Origin of the sequence: Paucibacter sp. XJ19-41 (assembly GCF_028462495.1) — a bacterium.
In the GTDB taxonomy this organism is placed as follows: domain Bacteria; phylum Pseudomonadota; class Gammaproteobacteria; order Burkholderiales; family Burkholderiaceae_C; genus Roseateles_E.
Genome location: NZ_JAQOWX010000022.1, coordinates 18,161 through 32,233 on the forward strand (window position 1 = coordinate 18,161; position 14,073 = coordinate 32,233).

The 14,073-nt window shown below is 70.5% G+C and carries 18 protein-coding genes; 9 read left to right on the forward strand and 9 right to left on the reverse strand.

Features of this window, described 5'->3' with window-relative positions:
- Nucleotides 1-13: 13 nt before the first annotated feature.
- Nucleotides 14-730, forward strand: a complete 717-nt coding sequence (locus tag PO768_RS08055) for an IclR family transcriptional regulator (RefSeq protein WP_272645641.1) — start codon at nt 14-16, stop codon at nt 728-730.
- Between the two features lie 10 nt (nt 731-740).
- Here PO768_RS08055 and PO768_RS08060 read toward each other — a convergent pair whose 3' ends face one another.
- Complete coding sequence (locus PO768_RS08060) at nt 741-1,178, reverse strand: RidA family protein (RefSeq protein WP_272645642.1); 438 nt, start codon at nt 1,176-1,178, stop codon at nt 741-743.
- 213 nt (nt 1,179-1,391) lie between these two features.
- Here PO768_RS08060 and PO768_RS08065 point away from each other — a divergent pair, with 213 nt between their 5' ends.
- Nucleotides 1,392-2,120, forward strand: coding sequence for an NAD(P)-dependent oxidoreductase (locus tag PO768_RS08065; RefSeq protein WP_272645643.1), 729 nt, complete (start codon nt 1,392-1,394; stop codon nt 2,118-2,120).
- A gap of 31 nt (nt 2,121-2,151) precedes the next feature.
- Here PO768_RS08065 and PO768_RS08070 read toward each other — a convergent pair whose 3' ends face one another.
- From PO768_RS08070 to PO768_RS08080, 3 genes are read right to left on the reverse strand one after another with little or no spacing between them, the layout of a single operon-like run.
- Complete coding sequence (locus tag PO768_RS08070; RefSeq protein ID WP_272645644.1) at nt 2,152-2,535, reverse strand: hypothetical protein; 384 nt, start codon at nt 2,533-2,535, stop codon at nt 2,152-2,154.
- A 36-nt stretch (nt 2,536-2,571) separates the two neighbouring features.
- Entirely contained in the window at nt 2,572-3,276 is a 705-nt protein-coding gene (locus PO768_RS08075) for a glutathione S-transferase N-terminal domain-containing protein (RefSeq protein WP_272645645.1), read from the reverse strand.
- Nucleotides 3,277-3,329: 53 nt separating this feature from the next.
- Entirely contained in the window at nt 3,330-3,485 is a 156-nt protein-coding gene (locus PO768_RS08080) for a DUF3149 domain-containing protein (protein ID WP_272645646.1), read from the reverse strand.
- Between the two features lie 185 nt (nt 3,486-3,670).
- Between PO768_RS08080 and PO768_RS08085 the strand changes: the two genes are divergently transcribed.
- Genes PO768_RS08085 through PO768_RS08095 form a run of 3 tightly spaced genes read left to right on the forward strand, consistent with a single transcriptional unit; the run spans nt 3,671 to nt 5,101 of the window.
- Complete coding sequence (locus PO768_RS08085) at nt 3,671-4,138, forward strand: AAC(3)-I family aminoglycoside N-acetyltransferase (protein WP_272645647.1); 468 nt, start codon at nt 3,671-3,673, stop codon at nt 4,136-4,138.
- Nucleotides 4,138-4,518, forward strand: a complete 381-nt coding sequence (locus tag PO768_RS08090) for a GFA family protein (protein ID WP_272645648.1) — start codon at nt 4,138-4,140, stop codon at nt 4,516-4,518. The genes PO768_RS08085 and PO768_RS08090 overlap by 1 nt, the downstream gene beginning before the upstream one ends.
- The gene (locus PO768_RS08095) at nt 4,508-5,101 is read left to right on the forward strand and encodes a hypothetical protein (protein WP_272645649.1); all 594 of its coding nucleotides are present in this window, start codon (nt 4,508-4,510) and stop codon (nt 5,099-5,101) included. Before PO768_RS08090 ends, PO768_RS08095 begins: the two co-directional genes overlap by 11 nt.
- Before the next feature lie 11 nt (nt 5,102-5,112).
- Here PO768_RS08095 and PO768_RS08100 read toward each other — a convergent pair whose 3' ends face one another.
- A complete protein-coding gene (locus tag PO768_RS08100) occupies nt 5,113-5,343 on the reverse strand; it encodes a DUF2789 domain-containing protein (RefSeq protein WP_272645650.1) in 231 nt (76 codons plus the stop codon).
- Between the two features lies 1 nt (nt 5,344).
- Nucleotides 5,345-6,442, reverse strand: coding sequence for a zinc-binding metallopeptidase family protein (locus PO768_RS08105; protein ID WP_272645651.1), 1,098 nt, complete (start codon nt 6,440-6,442; stop codon nt 5,345-5,347).
- 141 nt (nt 6,443-6,583) lie between these two features.
- On the opposite strand from PO768_RS08105, the gene PO768_RS08110 reads away from it, so the two are divergent.
- Nucleotides 6,584-7,576, forward strand: coding sequence for a 2-dehydropantoate 2-reductase (locus PO768_RS08110; RefSeq protein ID WP_272645652.1), 993 nt, complete (start codon nt 6,584-6,586; stop codon nt 7,574-7,576).
- 6 nt (nt 7,577-7,582) lie between these two features.
- Here the strand turns inward: PO768_RS08110 and PO768_RS08115 are convergent, their stop codons facing one another.
- The 3 genes from PO768_RS08115 to PO768_RS08125 form a co-directional block, all read right to left on the reverse strand.
- On the reverse strand, nt 7,583-8,746 hold the full coding sequence (locus tag PO768_RS08115) for a serine hydrolase domain-containing protein (RefSeq protein ID WP_272645653.1): 1,164 nt from the start codon (nt 8,744-8,746) through the stop codon (nt 7,583-7,585).
- Nucleotides 8,747-8,807: 61 nt separating this feature from the next.
- Entirely contained in the window at nt 8,808-10,160 is a 1,353-nt protein-coding gene (locus tag PO768_RS08120; protein WP_272645654.1) for a sensor histidine kinase, read from the reverse strand.
- Entirely contained in the window at nt 10,157-10,816 is a 660-nt protein-coding gene (locus PO768_RS08125) for a response regulator (RefSeq protein WP_272645655.1), read from the reverse strand. Before PO768_RS08125 ends, PO768_RS08120 begins: the two co-directional genes overlap by 4 nt.
- Nucleotides 10,817-10,981: 165 nt before the next feature.
- On the opposite strand from PO768_RS08125, the gene PO768_RS08130 reads away from it, so the two are divergent.
- From PO768_RS08130 to PO768_RS08140, 3 genes are read left to right on the forward strand one after another with little or no spacing between them, the layout of a single operon-like run.
- A complete protein-coding gene (locus PO768_RS08130; protein ID WP_272645656.1) occupies nt 10,982-12,091 on the forward strand; it encodes a type 1 glutamine amidotransferase domain-containing protein in 1,110 nt (369 codons plus the stop codon).
- A gap of 6 nt (nt 12,092-12,097) precedes the next feature.
- Nucleotides 12,098-12,805: a response regulator transcription factor gene (locus PO768_RS08135; protein WP_272645657.1), complete on the forward strand. Its 708-nt coding sequence runs from the start codon at nt 12,098-12,100 to the stop codon at nt 12,803-12,805.
- Nucleotides 12,802-14,052 carry a sensor histidine kinase gene (locus PO768_RS08140; RefSeq protein WP_272645658.1) on the forward strand — a complete coding sequence of 417 codons (1,251 nt, stop codon included), beginning with the start codon at nt 12,802-12,804 and terminating at the stop codon, nt 14,050-14,052. The genes PO768_RS08135 and PO768_RS08140 overlap by 4 nt, the downstream gene beginning before the upstream one ends.
- The last annotated feature ends 21 nt before the right edge of the window (nt 14,053-14,073 follow it).

Below are 14,073 nucleotides of genomic sequence, written 5' to 3' on the forward strand. Positions count from 1 at the left end.
GCGAGCCCCGTCAATGCCCAGGAAATCCGCCACCCCCTCGTTGGCCGAAACCCAGGCCGCGCCCGGCGGTGTCGGCGCGGTCGACAAGGCCTTGAGCCTGCTGAGCGCCTTCCGCGCCGGTGATCGCGCCCTCAGCCTGGCCGAGCTGGCCCAGCGCACCCGGCTCTACAAGAGCACGGCCTTGCGCCTGCTGGCCTCGCTGGAGCATGGCCGGCTGCTGCAGCGCCAGGCCGATGGCGCTTATGCGCTCGGGCCGGAGCTGGCCCGCCTGCAGTCCATTCGGGCGGCGGGCTTCTCGCTGGAAGCCGAGGTGATGCCGGTGCTGCGCGCACTGGTGGCGCGCACCCGCGAGAGCGCGGCCCTGCATGTGCGCCAGGGCGAGCAGCGGCTGTGCCTGTACCGGGTCGATTCGCCGCAGCCGCTGCGCGACCATCTGAGCGCCGGTGATCTGCTGCCGCTGGACAGAGGCGCGGGCGGGCGGGTGCTGCTGGCCTTCTCGGGCGCACGCGGCAAGCGCTATGAAGAGATCCGCCAGGCCGGCGTGGCCGAGATCAGCGGCGACCGCGTCGAGGGTCTGAGCGGCATCGCCGCCCCGGTGTTCGGCGCGCAGGCCGAGCTGGTCGGCGCTCTGACCCTGAGCCTGCCCAGCAGCCGGCTCAAGCCCGGCCTGGCCGAGGAGGTCAGGCGGGCGGCGGCCGAGCTGAGCCGGCGCCTGGGCGCGCCGGCTTAAGCGGGCGCTGTCAGCCGCTCCCGGCCTTGGGGGGTGTCAGCACTGCCGTGGCCTCGATCTCGATCAGCATGCCGTCCAGGGCCAGGCGCGGCACCGGGATCAGCGTGCAGGCCGGCGTCGGCGCCTCGCCCCACAGCGATTTCAGCGCCTGGCTGAACTGCGCCAGCCTGGCTTCGCTGTGTCCGACCACCAGCACGGTCAGGCGCGCCACGTCCCGCAGGTCGGCGCCGCCCGCGCGCAGCGCGGTCTGCACATTGCTCAGGCATTGCGCCAGCTGGCCCTCGAAGTCCTCGGGCAGGCCGGCGCTGGGGTGTTCGCCGCCCTGGCCGGACAGCAGCAGCCAGCGGGCCGGACCCTGAACGAGGGCCAGGTGGGAATAGCCATTGGGTGCCGGGTCATAGAGGCCGGCGGGGTTGTGGAAGCTGAGCAGGGTGGTCGATGTGTTCATGGCTTTGGCTGGCATCGGTGGGATCGATGGTTTGGTGAGAGAAGTCGCCAGTCTCGAACCTCAACTCGGCTTGAGGTCAAGGCGGCGACAACAAGGGCCTGCCGGACCTGGGTTTATCTGACGCCCGGCCGCGACCGCAGGGGGGCCGGGTCTTGCCTGTCACGCCGGTGTCATCGCTATGCTGGGAGACTCTGTGGCAAAGGGGGGCGGTTGATGACGATGACATGCTTGGTCGTGGGTGCCAGCGGTGCCACCGGGCGGCTGCTGGTGGCCGAGTTGCTGGCGCGCGGGCACCGGGTCAGGGTCCTGCTGCGGGCACCCGGGCGGCTGCCGCAGGCGCTCAGGGAGGCGCCGGGCCTGAGCCTGGTCGGCAGCAGCGCGCTGGATCTGTCGGCCGCCGATCTGGCCCGTCAAGTCGAGGGCTGCGATGCCGTGGCCTCCTGCATCGGGCACACGATGAGCTGGCGCGGCATGTTCGGCCCGCCGCGTCGGCTGGTGACCGAGACGACCCGTCGCCTGTGCGAGGCCATCGCCGCGCTACGGCCGGCGCGGCCGGTCCGCTTCGTGCTGATGTGCAGCGCCGGCGTGCGCAACCAGGATCTCTCCGAGCCCATCTCCTGGGGCCAGCACAGCCTGCTCGCGCTGCTGCGACTGCTGCTGCCGCCCCATGCGGATAACGAGCAGGCCGCCGAACAACTGCGGCGCCGGGTCGGCGCCCAGGCGCAGGGGATCGAATGGGCGGTGCTGCGGCCCGATGCCCTGGTCGACAGCGAGCAGCCGACGCCCTACACACTGCATCCCTCGCCGACCCGCAGCGCCCTCTTCGACTCGGGACGCAGCAGCCGCATCAATGTCGCGCATTGCATGGCCGAGCTGCTCTGCGAGGAGCCGACCTGGCAGCGCTGGAAGGGGCGGATGCCGGTGTTGTACGACGAGGCTTGAGTTCGGCTACGCCGCCGAGCTGGCCGCGCGATCAGCGCGCCGGCGTCGGCCGGGCCTGATTCAGCAGCAGGTTCAGCAAGGCGCCCAGTGCCAGCAAGGCCAGCAGACCGCCGCCCCAGATCACCCAAGCCAGCGGCAGCAGCCAGCCCATGGCCGTGCCCAGCCAGGGCGCAGCATGGGTGATCGCGGCCATCAGACCCGTCAGACCGCTGCGCAGCATCTCGGCCCAGGCCGGGTCTATCCAATACTCCAGCCAGGCGGGCAGCGGCCATTGGGCGATGGCGCGCTCCAGCTCGCCGGCGTCGCCGGCGCTCAGGCGCGCGGCCAGCCATTGCAGCAGCTCGATGCTGAGCCAGGCACAGCCGCTCCAGACGGCGGCCAGGAATGCGATGAAGATCCAGAGTGCAGTTTTCATGGGGCGCTACCTTAACCCGACTCGCTTGCCCGATTCTTAGTTGCGTGCCGGTATCGACAAGCCGCGCGTCACCGCCGGCCGCGCCAGAAAGGCCTGCAAGACCCGCTGCAGCTGCGGGAACTCGGCGAAGCCGACCAACTCGCCGGCGCCGTAGAAGCCGACCAGGTTGTTGACCCAGGGAAGGATCGCGATGTCGGCGATCGTGTACTCGCTGCCCATGATCCAGTCGCGGCCGGTCAGGCGCTGTTCCAGCACGCCAAGCAGGCGCTTGGACTCGGCCACATAGCGCTCGCGCGGGCGCTTGTCCTCATAGTCCTTGCCGGCGAACTTGTGGAAGAAGCCCAGCTGGCCGAACATCGGGCCGACGCCGCCCATCTGGAACATCAGCCACTGGATGGTCTCGTAGCGCAGGGCCGGGTCTTGCGGCAAGAACTGACCCGTCTTCTCGGCCAGATAGATCAGGATCGCACCCGACTCGAACAGGGCCAGCGGCGCGCCGCCCGGGCCCTGCGGGTCGAGGATGGCCGGGATCTTGTTGTTCGGGTTCAGCGACAGGAACTCGGGCGTGAGCTGATCGTTGCTGTCGAAGCTGACCAGATGAGCCTCGTAGGGCAGGCCCAGCTCCTCTAGCAGGATGGAGACCTTGACGCCGTTGGGCGTGGGCAGCGAGTAGAGCTGCAGGCGCTCGGGGTGTTGGGCGGGCCAGCGGTGGGTGATGGGGAAGGCGGAGAGATCGGGCATGGACGGCGCAAGGTGGCTGAAGACGCAGAGGGGCGATTCTGCGCCAGCTTGCGCTACCTTGCTTGGTCGCGCTCGGCGCGCGCCGCATCCTCGCGGATATGGCGCAGGAAGTAGCGAACGAAGAACACCGCCATGCCCAGCATGAAAACGAGGCCGCCCAGGCTCATCAGGCCGACGTCGGTGGTGAACAGGTCTTTGAGTGCGTGCATGGTGGCTTCGCGAGGCGTGAGTGATGTACCGATTGAGCGCCGGGCTCGGCATTCCTGTCTTGAGCTGGGCCAAGAAAAGCGTTGCTTTCTGCCTTGCCACCGGTTCCTTACGGTCTGAGCTCCGATTCGTTTTATATTGCCGTCGCAACTTCGGAATCTGAACCTTTCCAGCCCGCAGGGGAACGATGAGCGACTCCGTCCATATCCAGGTGCTCGGCGGTGCTGACATCGCATCGATGCGTGCGATGCTTGCCCTGTTCGGGCAGGCCTTCGACGAGACAGCCACCTACACGGCACTGCAGCCCGACGACGGCTATCTGGCGGGTTTGCTGTCGGGCCGGAACTTTGTCGCCATCGCCGCGCTGTCCGGCTCCAGCGTCGTGGGTGGGTTGGCCGCCTATGTGCTGCCCAAGTTTGAACAGGCCCGGTCGGAGCTGTACATCTACGATCTCGCCGTCGCTGAAGCGCACCGACGGCAGGGCGTGGCGACGGCGATGATCGAGGCGTTGAAGACATGGGCCCGCGAACACGGCATCTATGTCATCTTTGTCCAGGCCGACCATGGCGATGATCCCGCGATTGCGCTCTACACCAAGCTCGGTGTGCGAGAAGAGGTGCTGCACTTCGATATCGCGCCTCAGGAGGGCGCCTGATGCTCAAAGGTTCCTGTCAGTGCGGACTCGTTCGCTTCGAGTTGAGCGAGCCCGCCGAAGCACCCACCGCTTGCCACTGCCAGCAGTGCCGCAAGCAGTCGGGCCACTACTTCGCATCGGCCAATGTCAGCAAGGCGGCCGTCACGATCTCCGGCGCCGAACACCTGAGCTGGTATCAGTCCTCGGCCAAGGTGCGGCGTGGCTTCTGCTCCCGCTGCGGCTCATGGCTGTTTTGGGAGCCGCTGGCACGTGACTGGACCTCGATCGCGCTGGGCGCTTTCGACGGCGCCACCGGGCTGCAGCTCGAGCGACATATCTTCGTTGCCGAGAAGGGCGACTACTACGACATCGCCGATGGCCTGCCGCAGAATGAACACTGACTCATCCCGCAGCAACCCGACTGCCACCGACGAGACCTTCTTCCTGCGCTTCACCGCGCCCGATGCGGAGTTGCTGCGCCAGGACATCGCGGGCGCCGAGTTGCGACTGGCGCAAGCGCGGGCAGAGGCTGATGTACTGAGCGCGATCGACCCTGCCGGCGATCTCGGCAGCCTGCTGACGACCGACCGGCAGGAGCAGGCGGCTCGCGCACTGCTCGGCGAGTTCCTGCCCGCCGCGCGCCGGCACCCCGCTCATGAGCCGTCCGCCTGGCTGCTCCATGCGCTGGCCACGGCCTGCCAGTACTGTGGCGAGCGAGCCGAGGCGGATGCGTTGTTCGCCGAGGCGCTGGCGCTGGCCCGTCTGCATAGCTGGACCAAGCTGGAGCACTATGTGCTTCACCACTGGGGCCGCAGCCTCGCCGAACAGCGGCGCTTCGGGCCGGCCCGGGATTGCTTCCTGAAGTCGCTGGCGATTCGGCAGGCGCTGGGCGATGCACGGCAAGCCTCGTCGCAGCACGCGCTAGCCCTGCTTGCCGAGCTGGAGGCCCGGCAGCCGCCGGATGCGGGCCGGCTCGAGCGATAGATAGAAGGCGCTCAGTGCAGCGCAGCGTTGAGCTGGTCGATGACCTCGGCCCAGTCGGCGTCCTGGCGCACCTGCTCGCGCAGCAGCGCCGCCTGCGCCGGGCTCCAGAACGGCGCGTCCGCCAGCCTCATATCGGCCGGCAGCGGCCGATGGCTGCCGATGAAGCGGCGGATGCCGGCTTCGTCCGAGGGCAGGCCCAGCTGGGCGAACAGATCCGAGAAGCGATGAAACGAGGTTTCCATATCAGGGCTCCGATTCGATGGTTTGCGAGAAGTTCATGGCCAGCTCGCCACGCCCGACCGCAGCCAGCAGCCGGTGGATGAAGTCCAGCTTTTCGATCACCGGCGTCGGCATGGCGAAAGGATAGCTGTCATGCGAGCCCAGGCTGCGGTCCATCGCGTTGATGAACTGCGAGATCGGCAGCCATTGCTCGATCAGCGCCGGCGCCAGCTCGGCCTCGCGCGCCAGCGGCTGCGCGATCACCGGCGCGCCGCCGGGCAGCGCCTGCTCCAGCCGCAGGCCCCAGGCGGCGGCGCTCTCCAGCCCGTCCTGGATGTGCATGTAATGAGCCCAGCATTCGGCCCAGTCCTCCCAGGGGTGGGCGCTGGCATAGCGGCTGATGAAGCTGGAGCGCCAGTCGGCCGGCGGCCCGCTGTAGTGCTGCTGCAATGCCTGGCCATAGTCGGCGCGCTCGTCGCCAAACAGCGTGCGGAATTTCGCCAGCCAGCCGGAGCCGCTGACCAGGCGGTCCCAGTAGTAGTGGCCGATCTCGTGGCGGAAGTGGCCCAGCAGGGTGCGGTAGGGTTCGTGCAGATGGGCGCGCATCTGCTCGCGGCGGGCGTCGTCGGCCTCGGCGATATTGAGCGTGATCACCCCGTTGTCATGGCCGCTCAGCACCCGCTGCTGCGGCGTGACCTGCTCGAGGAAGTGGAAGGACAAGCCGTGCTCGGCGTCGTCGTCCTTGCTGGGCGCCGGCAGGCTCAGTGCGATGAGGCTGTAGAACAGCCGGCGCTTGGCGCGCTCGATGCGCGCCCAATGGTCGCGGTTCTCGGGCCTGCCCAAAGCGGGGATCACATGGGTGCAGCGGCAGCTCAGGCACAGGGCCTGGTCCGAGTCGGCGGGCAGCATCCAGTTGCAGACGCCTTCGAGCCGGTAGTTGCTGCAAGGGCGCTGAGCGGTGGCACCCTCGGCGAGGCGCTGCCAGACGCCGTCGCTGCCGATCTCGAAGGCACCGAAACCCAGCTCGGCCGGCACAAAACCCAGCGCCGCGCCACAGGCATCGCAGGCCAGGTTCTCGAAGAAGACGCGCTGGCCACAGCGCTCGCAGCTCAAGGTTCTCATTGCTGGGCAGCATAGGTCTCTTGCCCCGCCGCGACCAGCGGCGCCGGCCGCTGCCGCCTGTCAGTCGACGCCTACAGCGGTGTGCGAGACTCGCCGCCTGCGCCCCGGCCAGGGGCGCTCGACACAGCAACGGGAATGACGATGAGAGTGTGCATTGTGGGCGCCGGCGCCATCGGCGGCTGGTTTGCCGGCCATCTGGGCCACCGGCTGGGCGCCGAAGTCAGGCTAAGCGCATTGGCGCGCGGCGCCACGCTGGCGGCCTTGCGCGCGCAGCAGGGGCTGCGTGTCGAGTCCGGCGGCGAGCGCTGGCTGGTGCCCGTAGCGGCCGGCGAGCGGCCCGAGGAGCTGGGCCCGCAGGACCTGATCGTGCTGGCCGTCAAGGGCCCGGCGCTGGCGGCGGTGGCCCCGGCCGTCAAGGCCTTGCTGGACATGAACGATCAGGCGCGCGTGCTGGTGGCGATGAATGGCGTCCCCTGGTGGTTCTTCGATGGACTGGGCGGCGAGCTCGAGGGTCTGCGGCTGGAGTCGGTCGACCCCGGCGGCCTGGTGGCCGGTCTGATCCCGGCCGAGCGCGTGATCGGCAGCGTGGTCCATGCCAGCTGCACGACACCCGAGCCCGGCCTGGTGCGCCATGTGATGGGCATGGGCCTGATCCTCGGCGCGCCCGCAGGCGGCCGGCCTGCCCACATCGAGCAGCTGGCCGCATTGCTGGGTCGTGCCGGCTTCAACGCCACGGTCTCCGAGCGCATCCAGCGCGACATCTGGTTCAAGCTCTGGGGCAATATGACCATGAACCCGATCTCGGCGCTGACCGGCGCGACCTGCGACCGCATCCTCGACGACGAGCTGGTGCGCGGTTTCGTCACGAATGTGATGCGCGAGGCGGCCGAGATCGGTGGGCGCATCGGCTGCGGCGTCGAGCAGACGCCCGAAGAGCGCCATCAAGTGACACTCAAGCTGGGCGCCTTCAAGACCTCGATGCTGCAGGACGTCGAGGCCGGCCGGCCGCTGGAGCTCGATGCCCTGGTGGCTTCGGGGCGCGAGATCGCGCAGCGCCTGGAGCTGGCCACGCCGCATACCGATGCGATGCTGGGGCTGACGCGGCTGATGGCAAGGACGCGCGGCCTGTACTGACGGGTGTCAGCGCAGCGCCAGCTGCATCAGGCCCTGGCCCAGCGCCTCCAGCACCCAGCCGCCCTCGGTATTGCTGAGCGCGAAGAAGCTCTTCTTGCCATCCTGTTGCAGCCAGGCCATGCCCATGAAGCCGGCGTAGGCGCCGGTGTGGACCAGGGCGCGCCGGCCCTGGACCAGGCCGGCGGACCAGCCCAGTGCATAGCCGCCCTCGGGCAGCTCGCGTAGCCGCTGCACATAGTCCGGGGCCAGGCCATGGCGGTCGCCCTGCAGTGCTCGTTGATGTTCTGCCAGCCATCGGCCATAGCCGGCCGCGTCGAGCCAGACATTGCCCGCAGGCTTCATCGCGCCGTCAACCCAGGCCTGCCAGGGCGGCGGCAGGGGCTGGTAGGGTGCCAGCGCGGCCGGGCTCGCGCCCTGATGCCCATGGACCGCCGAGGCCTGCCTGAGTTCGAGGCCCAGGCCCTGTGCCCAGTTGCGCAGCAGGACCTCGAAGTCCTGGCCCGTCGCCGCCTCCAGCATGGCGCCAGCGATGACATAGCCCGCGTTGGAGTAGCTGACCTGCTGGCCCGGCGGGCTGGCCGGCTCGGTCTCCAGCAGCCAGCGGCTCATCAGACGGCGGCGGCCGCGATCGGTGTCGGGCAGCGCCTCGGGCTGCGCGGCCAGGAAGGCAGCCAGATGGCCGAGCTCGGCCGGATCCTGCAGCGCAGGCAGGCCGCCGCGATGGTCCAGCAGATGGGCCAGGGTGAGCGTGGCGTAGGCCGGGCGCTGCCGGCCCGCCAGCTCTGGCAGCCAGTCCGCCGGGCGGCTGTCCCAGCGCAGCTTGCCCTGCCGCACCTGTTCGGCCGCCAGTGCCGCCGTCATGGACTTGGCCAGCGAGCCAATCTGGAAGACGGCGCCCTCTTGCAGTGCTGCTCCGCCCTGGCGATCCAGCCCGGCCGTGCCGAGGTAGAGCTTCTGCAGGGCCTCGTGTTGGCTGCCGTAGAGCACGCCCACCAGGCCGCTGGCCAGGCTGGCGCGCGCCGTCTCGCCCAGGCGCTTGCTTTCCTGGCGCAGCTCGGGGTGGCGAATTTCTTCGAAGTCCTCGCCGCCGCCACAGCCGCCGAGCATGGGCAGCGAGAGGGTCAGCGAGAGCAGCAGCAGGGCGCGGCGGCCCGGGGCGATGAAGCGCATAAGTGGCGGCAGGTCGTGGTTGCGATGCCTCGCATTCTTGGAGCCCGACCCTAAAGAAGCGCTAAAGCCGGCGCTGCGGCAGGCTCAGCTCGAAGCCGATGCCCCGCCCCTGCAGGCCGGGGCCGCAGCGCAGCCCGGCGCCCAGGCGCTCGGCCGCCTGCCGGACGATGGCCAGGCCCAGGCCGGTGCCTGGCTCCTCGCACTGCGAGCCGCGCCAGAAGCGCTCGAACATCAGCGCCTGGTGCTCGGCTGCGATGCCGGGGCCGTCGTCGCGCACGGCCAGCAATGGGCCCGTGGGGGCGTCGTGCAGCTGCAGCTCCACCGCGCGGGCGCCGTAGCGCAGCGCGTTGTCCACCAGATTCTGCAGCAGGGAATGCAGCGCCCGGCGGTCGCCCTGCCAGCGGAGCTGATCCGGCCCCTCCAGCGAGAGCTGGACCCCGCGCTGCCTGGCCTGCGGGTAGGCCTGCCGCAGCACCAGGCCGCACAGCTCGGTCAGCTCGAGCGACTCGGCGGCCGCGTCGCCCTGCGCCGGGTCCAGCGCTGCCAGGTCCAGCAGCTGCTGCGAGAGATGGGCGGTGCGCTGCAAATCCTGCTGCAAGGCCTGGGCGGCGGCACGGCGGCCGGGCTCGTCGGGGCTGTGCAGCAGCAGATGGGCCTGCGCGCCCAGCGCGGCCAGCGGCGTGCGCAGCTCATGGGCGGCGTCGTGGACGAAGGCGCGCTCATGGGCCAGCCGCTCGCGCAGCCGGGCGAGCAGCTCGTCCATGACCCGCGCCAGCGGCTGCAGCTCGGCATAGCGCAGGTCGAGATCCAGTGCCTGCAGGTCGCGCCGCGTGTCCAGCGCGCCGACGCGGGCGGTGAAGTCGCGCAGCGGGCGCAGGCCGCTGCGCACGGCCAGCCAGATCGGCAGCGCCAGCAGGGGCAGGGCCATCAGCAGGCTGGGCCCGATCTGCTCCAGCAGCCAGCGCAATAGCAGCGCATCGCCGGGCAGCGGCTCCAGCACTTGCAAGGTCCAGCGCGGGCCGGTGGCGATGTAGACCATCAGCGCGCGTCCGTCCTGCACCTGGCGGCTCAGCCCGGCGGGCCAGGCGGGATCGGCCTGCTGCGGGCCGCTGTGGAACACCGCTTGGCCGTCGGCGCGCAGCAGCTGCACCGAGACCGGGCCCACTGCGGCGTTCATCTCGCCACGCAGGCGCGCGTACTCGCCCATGAAACCCTGCAGGGCCTTGCGCGCCGAGGTCTCGTCGTCGAGCTCGGCCAGGGTCTGCGCCAGCAGGCCGCCCAGCTGGGCCGCCTGCGATTGCCCGCTCTGCTGCTGCCGCAGGCTCCAGAAGTTCTGGAACAGGATCAGCAGCGAGATCAGGGCGAAGGCCAGCAGCAGGGTGCCGACCAGGCGTGTGGCCAGGCTGCGCCTCACAGCGACTCCAGCCAGTAGCCGACGCCGCGCAGCGTGCCGATGCGCTGCGCGCCGATCTTGCGCCGCAGATTGCTCAGGTGCATCTGCAGCGCGGTGGTGTCCAGCGCCTCACCCAGCGGCTCCAGCCGCTGGGCCAGCGTCCGCTTGCCGACCACCTCGCCGCGGCCTTCGGCCAGCGCCAGCAGGAGCTGGAACTCGCGCGGCGTGAGATCGAGCGTGTGGCCCTCCAGCTGGGCCAGTGATTGCCGCGGCAGCAGGCTCAGCGCGCCGAAGCGCCAGGTGTCGCCTGCCTGGGCCGCCTGCCGCCGCAGCACCGCGCGCAGGCGGGCGAGCAGCTCGGGTGTTTCGAAGGGCTTGACCAGGTAGTCATCCGCGCCGGCGTCGAGCCCGGTCAGGCGGGCATCCAGGCTGCCCTGGGCGGTGATCAGCAGGATCGGAGTCAGCACGTCCTGGGTGCGCCAGCGCCGCAGCAGGTCCAGCCCGCTGCCGTCGGGCAGGCCAAGGTCCAGGATCACGGCGCTGCAGCTCGCGTCGTCCAGGCAGCGCGGGGCATCCCCGGCACGCCGCAGCCACTGGACGCTGAAGGCTTCCAGCTGCAGGGCGCCCAGCAGGGCGGAACCCAGGGAGAGGTCGTCTTCGATCAGGAGTATGTGCATGCGCGGCGGTGATCGCTGGCGGGTGGGGTGAGGTCTGGGGGGCGAGTGGCGCGCGCCATTCTAGGGAGATGCCCGGCACGCTGAAGGCCATCAAGGTTCACGACGGCTTCACACCGGGCCCTCTAGGCTGAGCGCCAGTCCTTGTCATCACCACCGGAGCCGCTCATGACCCTGATCAAGACTTCCCGCCGTCTGCTGCTGGCCGCTGCCGCGACCCTCGGCCTTTTCAGCATGGCCAACGCCAATCCGGCCGAGCCGCGCGTGCTGCTGGTGCTCAGCAGCCATGGCCAGGCCGAGGACGGCGGCAAGCTGGGCTATGACTTCCACGAATTCGCGCTGGCCGCCCAGCTGCTGCAGGCCAATGGCGTGAGCTTCGACATCGCCAGCCCCAAGGGCGGCGCGCCCGTGGGCCGGCCCGCCGGCGAGAGCACGGCGCGCCAGGTCCAGGCCGATGCCGCGCTGATGGCGCGGCTGCAGGCCACGCTGCCGACGGCCGGGCTCCAGCCGGCCGACTATGCGGCCGTGCTGGTGCTGGGCGGCAAGGGGCCGATGTTCGATCTGCGCGGCGATGCGCCGCTGCAGCAGCTGCTGAGCGGGGTCTGGCAACGCGGCGGCGTGCTGGCGGCGGTCTGCCACGGCCCGGCGGCCCTGCTGGACCTGAAGAGCACCGATGGCCGGCCGCTGCTGGCCGGGCGGCGCGTGACCGGCTTCAGCAATGCCGAGGAGCGCCGCTTCTCGGGCAAGACCCTGGGCCAGCTGCCCTTTCTGCTGGAGGATGCCTTGCAAGCCCAGGGCGCGCGCTACGAATCGCGCGGCCTGATGCTGCCGCTGGTGGTCAGCGACGAGCGCCTGATCACCGGCCAGAACCCGCTGTCGACCCCGCCGCTGGTCGAGGCCCTGCTGCGGGCCCTGGGCCGCACGCCGGTGGCGCGCACGCCCAGCATCGAGGAGGCCACGATGGCCCTGATCGAGCGCCATCTGGCCGGCGCTGCCGCCGCCGCCGAGGCCGGCCGCCACGACCCGCTGCTGCTGGGCACTTACGGCCTGCTGCTCAGCGAGGGCGAGGCCGCGCCCGAGCGCCTGAAGATCGCGCTGGCCATGCTGGCCCAGGCCCATCGGCTGGCCCCCGCGCACGCCGGCATGACGGCGGCGCTGGCCAGCGTCCATGCCAAGCTCGGCCACAAGCCCGAGGCGATCGCGCTGCTCAAGCGCGCGCTGCAGCAGCAGCCCGACCATGCGCGTGCCCGACAATTGCTGGCCGAACTGGAAAGCTGAGCCCCGATGACCGAGATGCCGTCGCGACCGCGCCTGAACATCCTCTTGATCGAGGACCATGCGGCGCTGGCCGACACGCTGGCCGAGTACCTGGGCCTGCAGGGCCACCGTGTCGACTGTGCCGGTGATGGCGCGCTGGGTCTGGGCATGGCGCTGGAGCAGGACTATGACCTGCTGCTGCTGGACCTGAACCTGCCGCGCCTGGACGGGCTGCAGGTCTGCGCACGGCTGAGGGCCGAGAGCGAGCGCCATGTGCCGGTGCTGATGCTGACCGCGCGCGACCAGCTGCAGGACAAGCTGGCTGGCTTTGCCCAGGGCGCCGACGACTATCTGAGCAAGCCCTTCGAGCTGGCCGAGCTGGCGGCGCGCTGCCTGGCGCTGGCGGCCCGGCCGCGTCTGCAGCGCCCCCATCGGCTGGTGCTGGGCGAGCTGAGCCTGGACCGGCGCCGCCGCGAGGCCTGTCGCCAGGGTCAGGTCTTGCCGCTGCAGCCGCTGGGCTGGCAGATCCTGCTGGCCCTGGCCGAGGCGCATCCGGCCCTTGTGAGCCGCGAGGCGCTGACGCGCAGACTTTGGGGCGACGAGCCGCCCGACTCCGATGCACTGCGCTCCCACATCTACCAGCTGCGCCAGGCGCTGGACAAGCCCTTTCCCGACCGGCCACCGCTGCTCAGCACCCTGCCCGGCCAGGGCTACCGGCTGGAGCTTCCGGCATGAGGGCCGCCTGGTCGCTGCAGCAGCGCATCATGCTGGCCTTCGGCGGCCTGACCCTCTTCATCTGCACGCTCTTCGTGCTGCTGGCGATGGCGATGATGTACTCGCTGGAAGACACCTTCTTCGAACGCATGCTGGCCGAGGAGGGCGAGCACCAGCAGCAGGCGGCGCAGGCCGGCCAGGCCGCACCGGCACCGCTGCGCCGCTTCATCAGCCTGCATGCCGATGCGAGCAGCTTCCCGCCCGATCTGGCGGCCGCCCATGCGGCCCACCCGTCGCGGCGCGAGCTGGCCGGCGAGCAGGGGCGGCATTACCACCTGCTGCGGCTGGAGCAGCCGCAGCAATGGCTGGTGGCCGAGGTCAGCCGGCAGTTGGAAGTGCGGCCGCAGCGCGCGGCCATTCTGTGGAATCTGGGGCTGATGTGCGGCGTGTTGCTGCTGCTGTCGCTGAGCCTGGGCTGGTGGCTGGCGCGCCAGGCGGTGCGGCCGCTGGCGCGGCTGGATCAGGCCCTTCGCGAGGCGCCGCCCGGCACCGAACCGCCGATAGCGCTGCAGAGCTTCCCGCGCAACGAGCTGGGCCGGCTGGCCGCCACGCTGAAGGCGGCCTGGCAGCGCAACAAGGCATTCTCTGAGCGCGAGCAGCAGTTCGGCCGTGATGCCAGCCATGAGCTGCGTACGCCGCTGGCCGTGATCGCCAACTCGGCTGAGCTGCTGCAGGCGCGCGGCGACCTGCCGGCGCATGCCGAGGCGCCGCTGGCGCGCATTCGCGAGGCCTGCCGCAGCATGACGCAGACGGTGCAGAGCCTGCTGGCGCTGGCGCGAGAGCTTGAGCAACTGCCGCCGCCGCGCCGCTACCGTTTGCTGGCCCTGGTGTTGCAGGCGCTGGAGCTGCAGCGCTCGGCGGCCTTGGCGCGTGCAGAGCCGGCGCCGCCCTTCGAGCTGGACATAGACCCGGCGCTCGAGCTGATCGGCCAGCCCGAGGTGCTGGCGGTGATACTGAACAATCTGCTGGCCAATGCGGCCCAGCATGCGCCGGGCGCCCTGGTGCGCCTGCGCTGGGCCGATGGCGAGCTGTGGGTCGAGAACGAAGGGCCGGGTCTTGCCAGCGGCGGCTCGGGCGAGCGGCAGGCCAGCGCCGGCTTGGGTCTGGGCCTGTCCATCGTCCAGCGCCTGTGCGAGCGCCATGGGCTGGGCTATCGGAGGATGGGCAAGCAAGAGGGGGGCTGGGTGCGCGTGGCGCTGCGGCTTTGAGGCATGCTGCGGGCTGTCAAC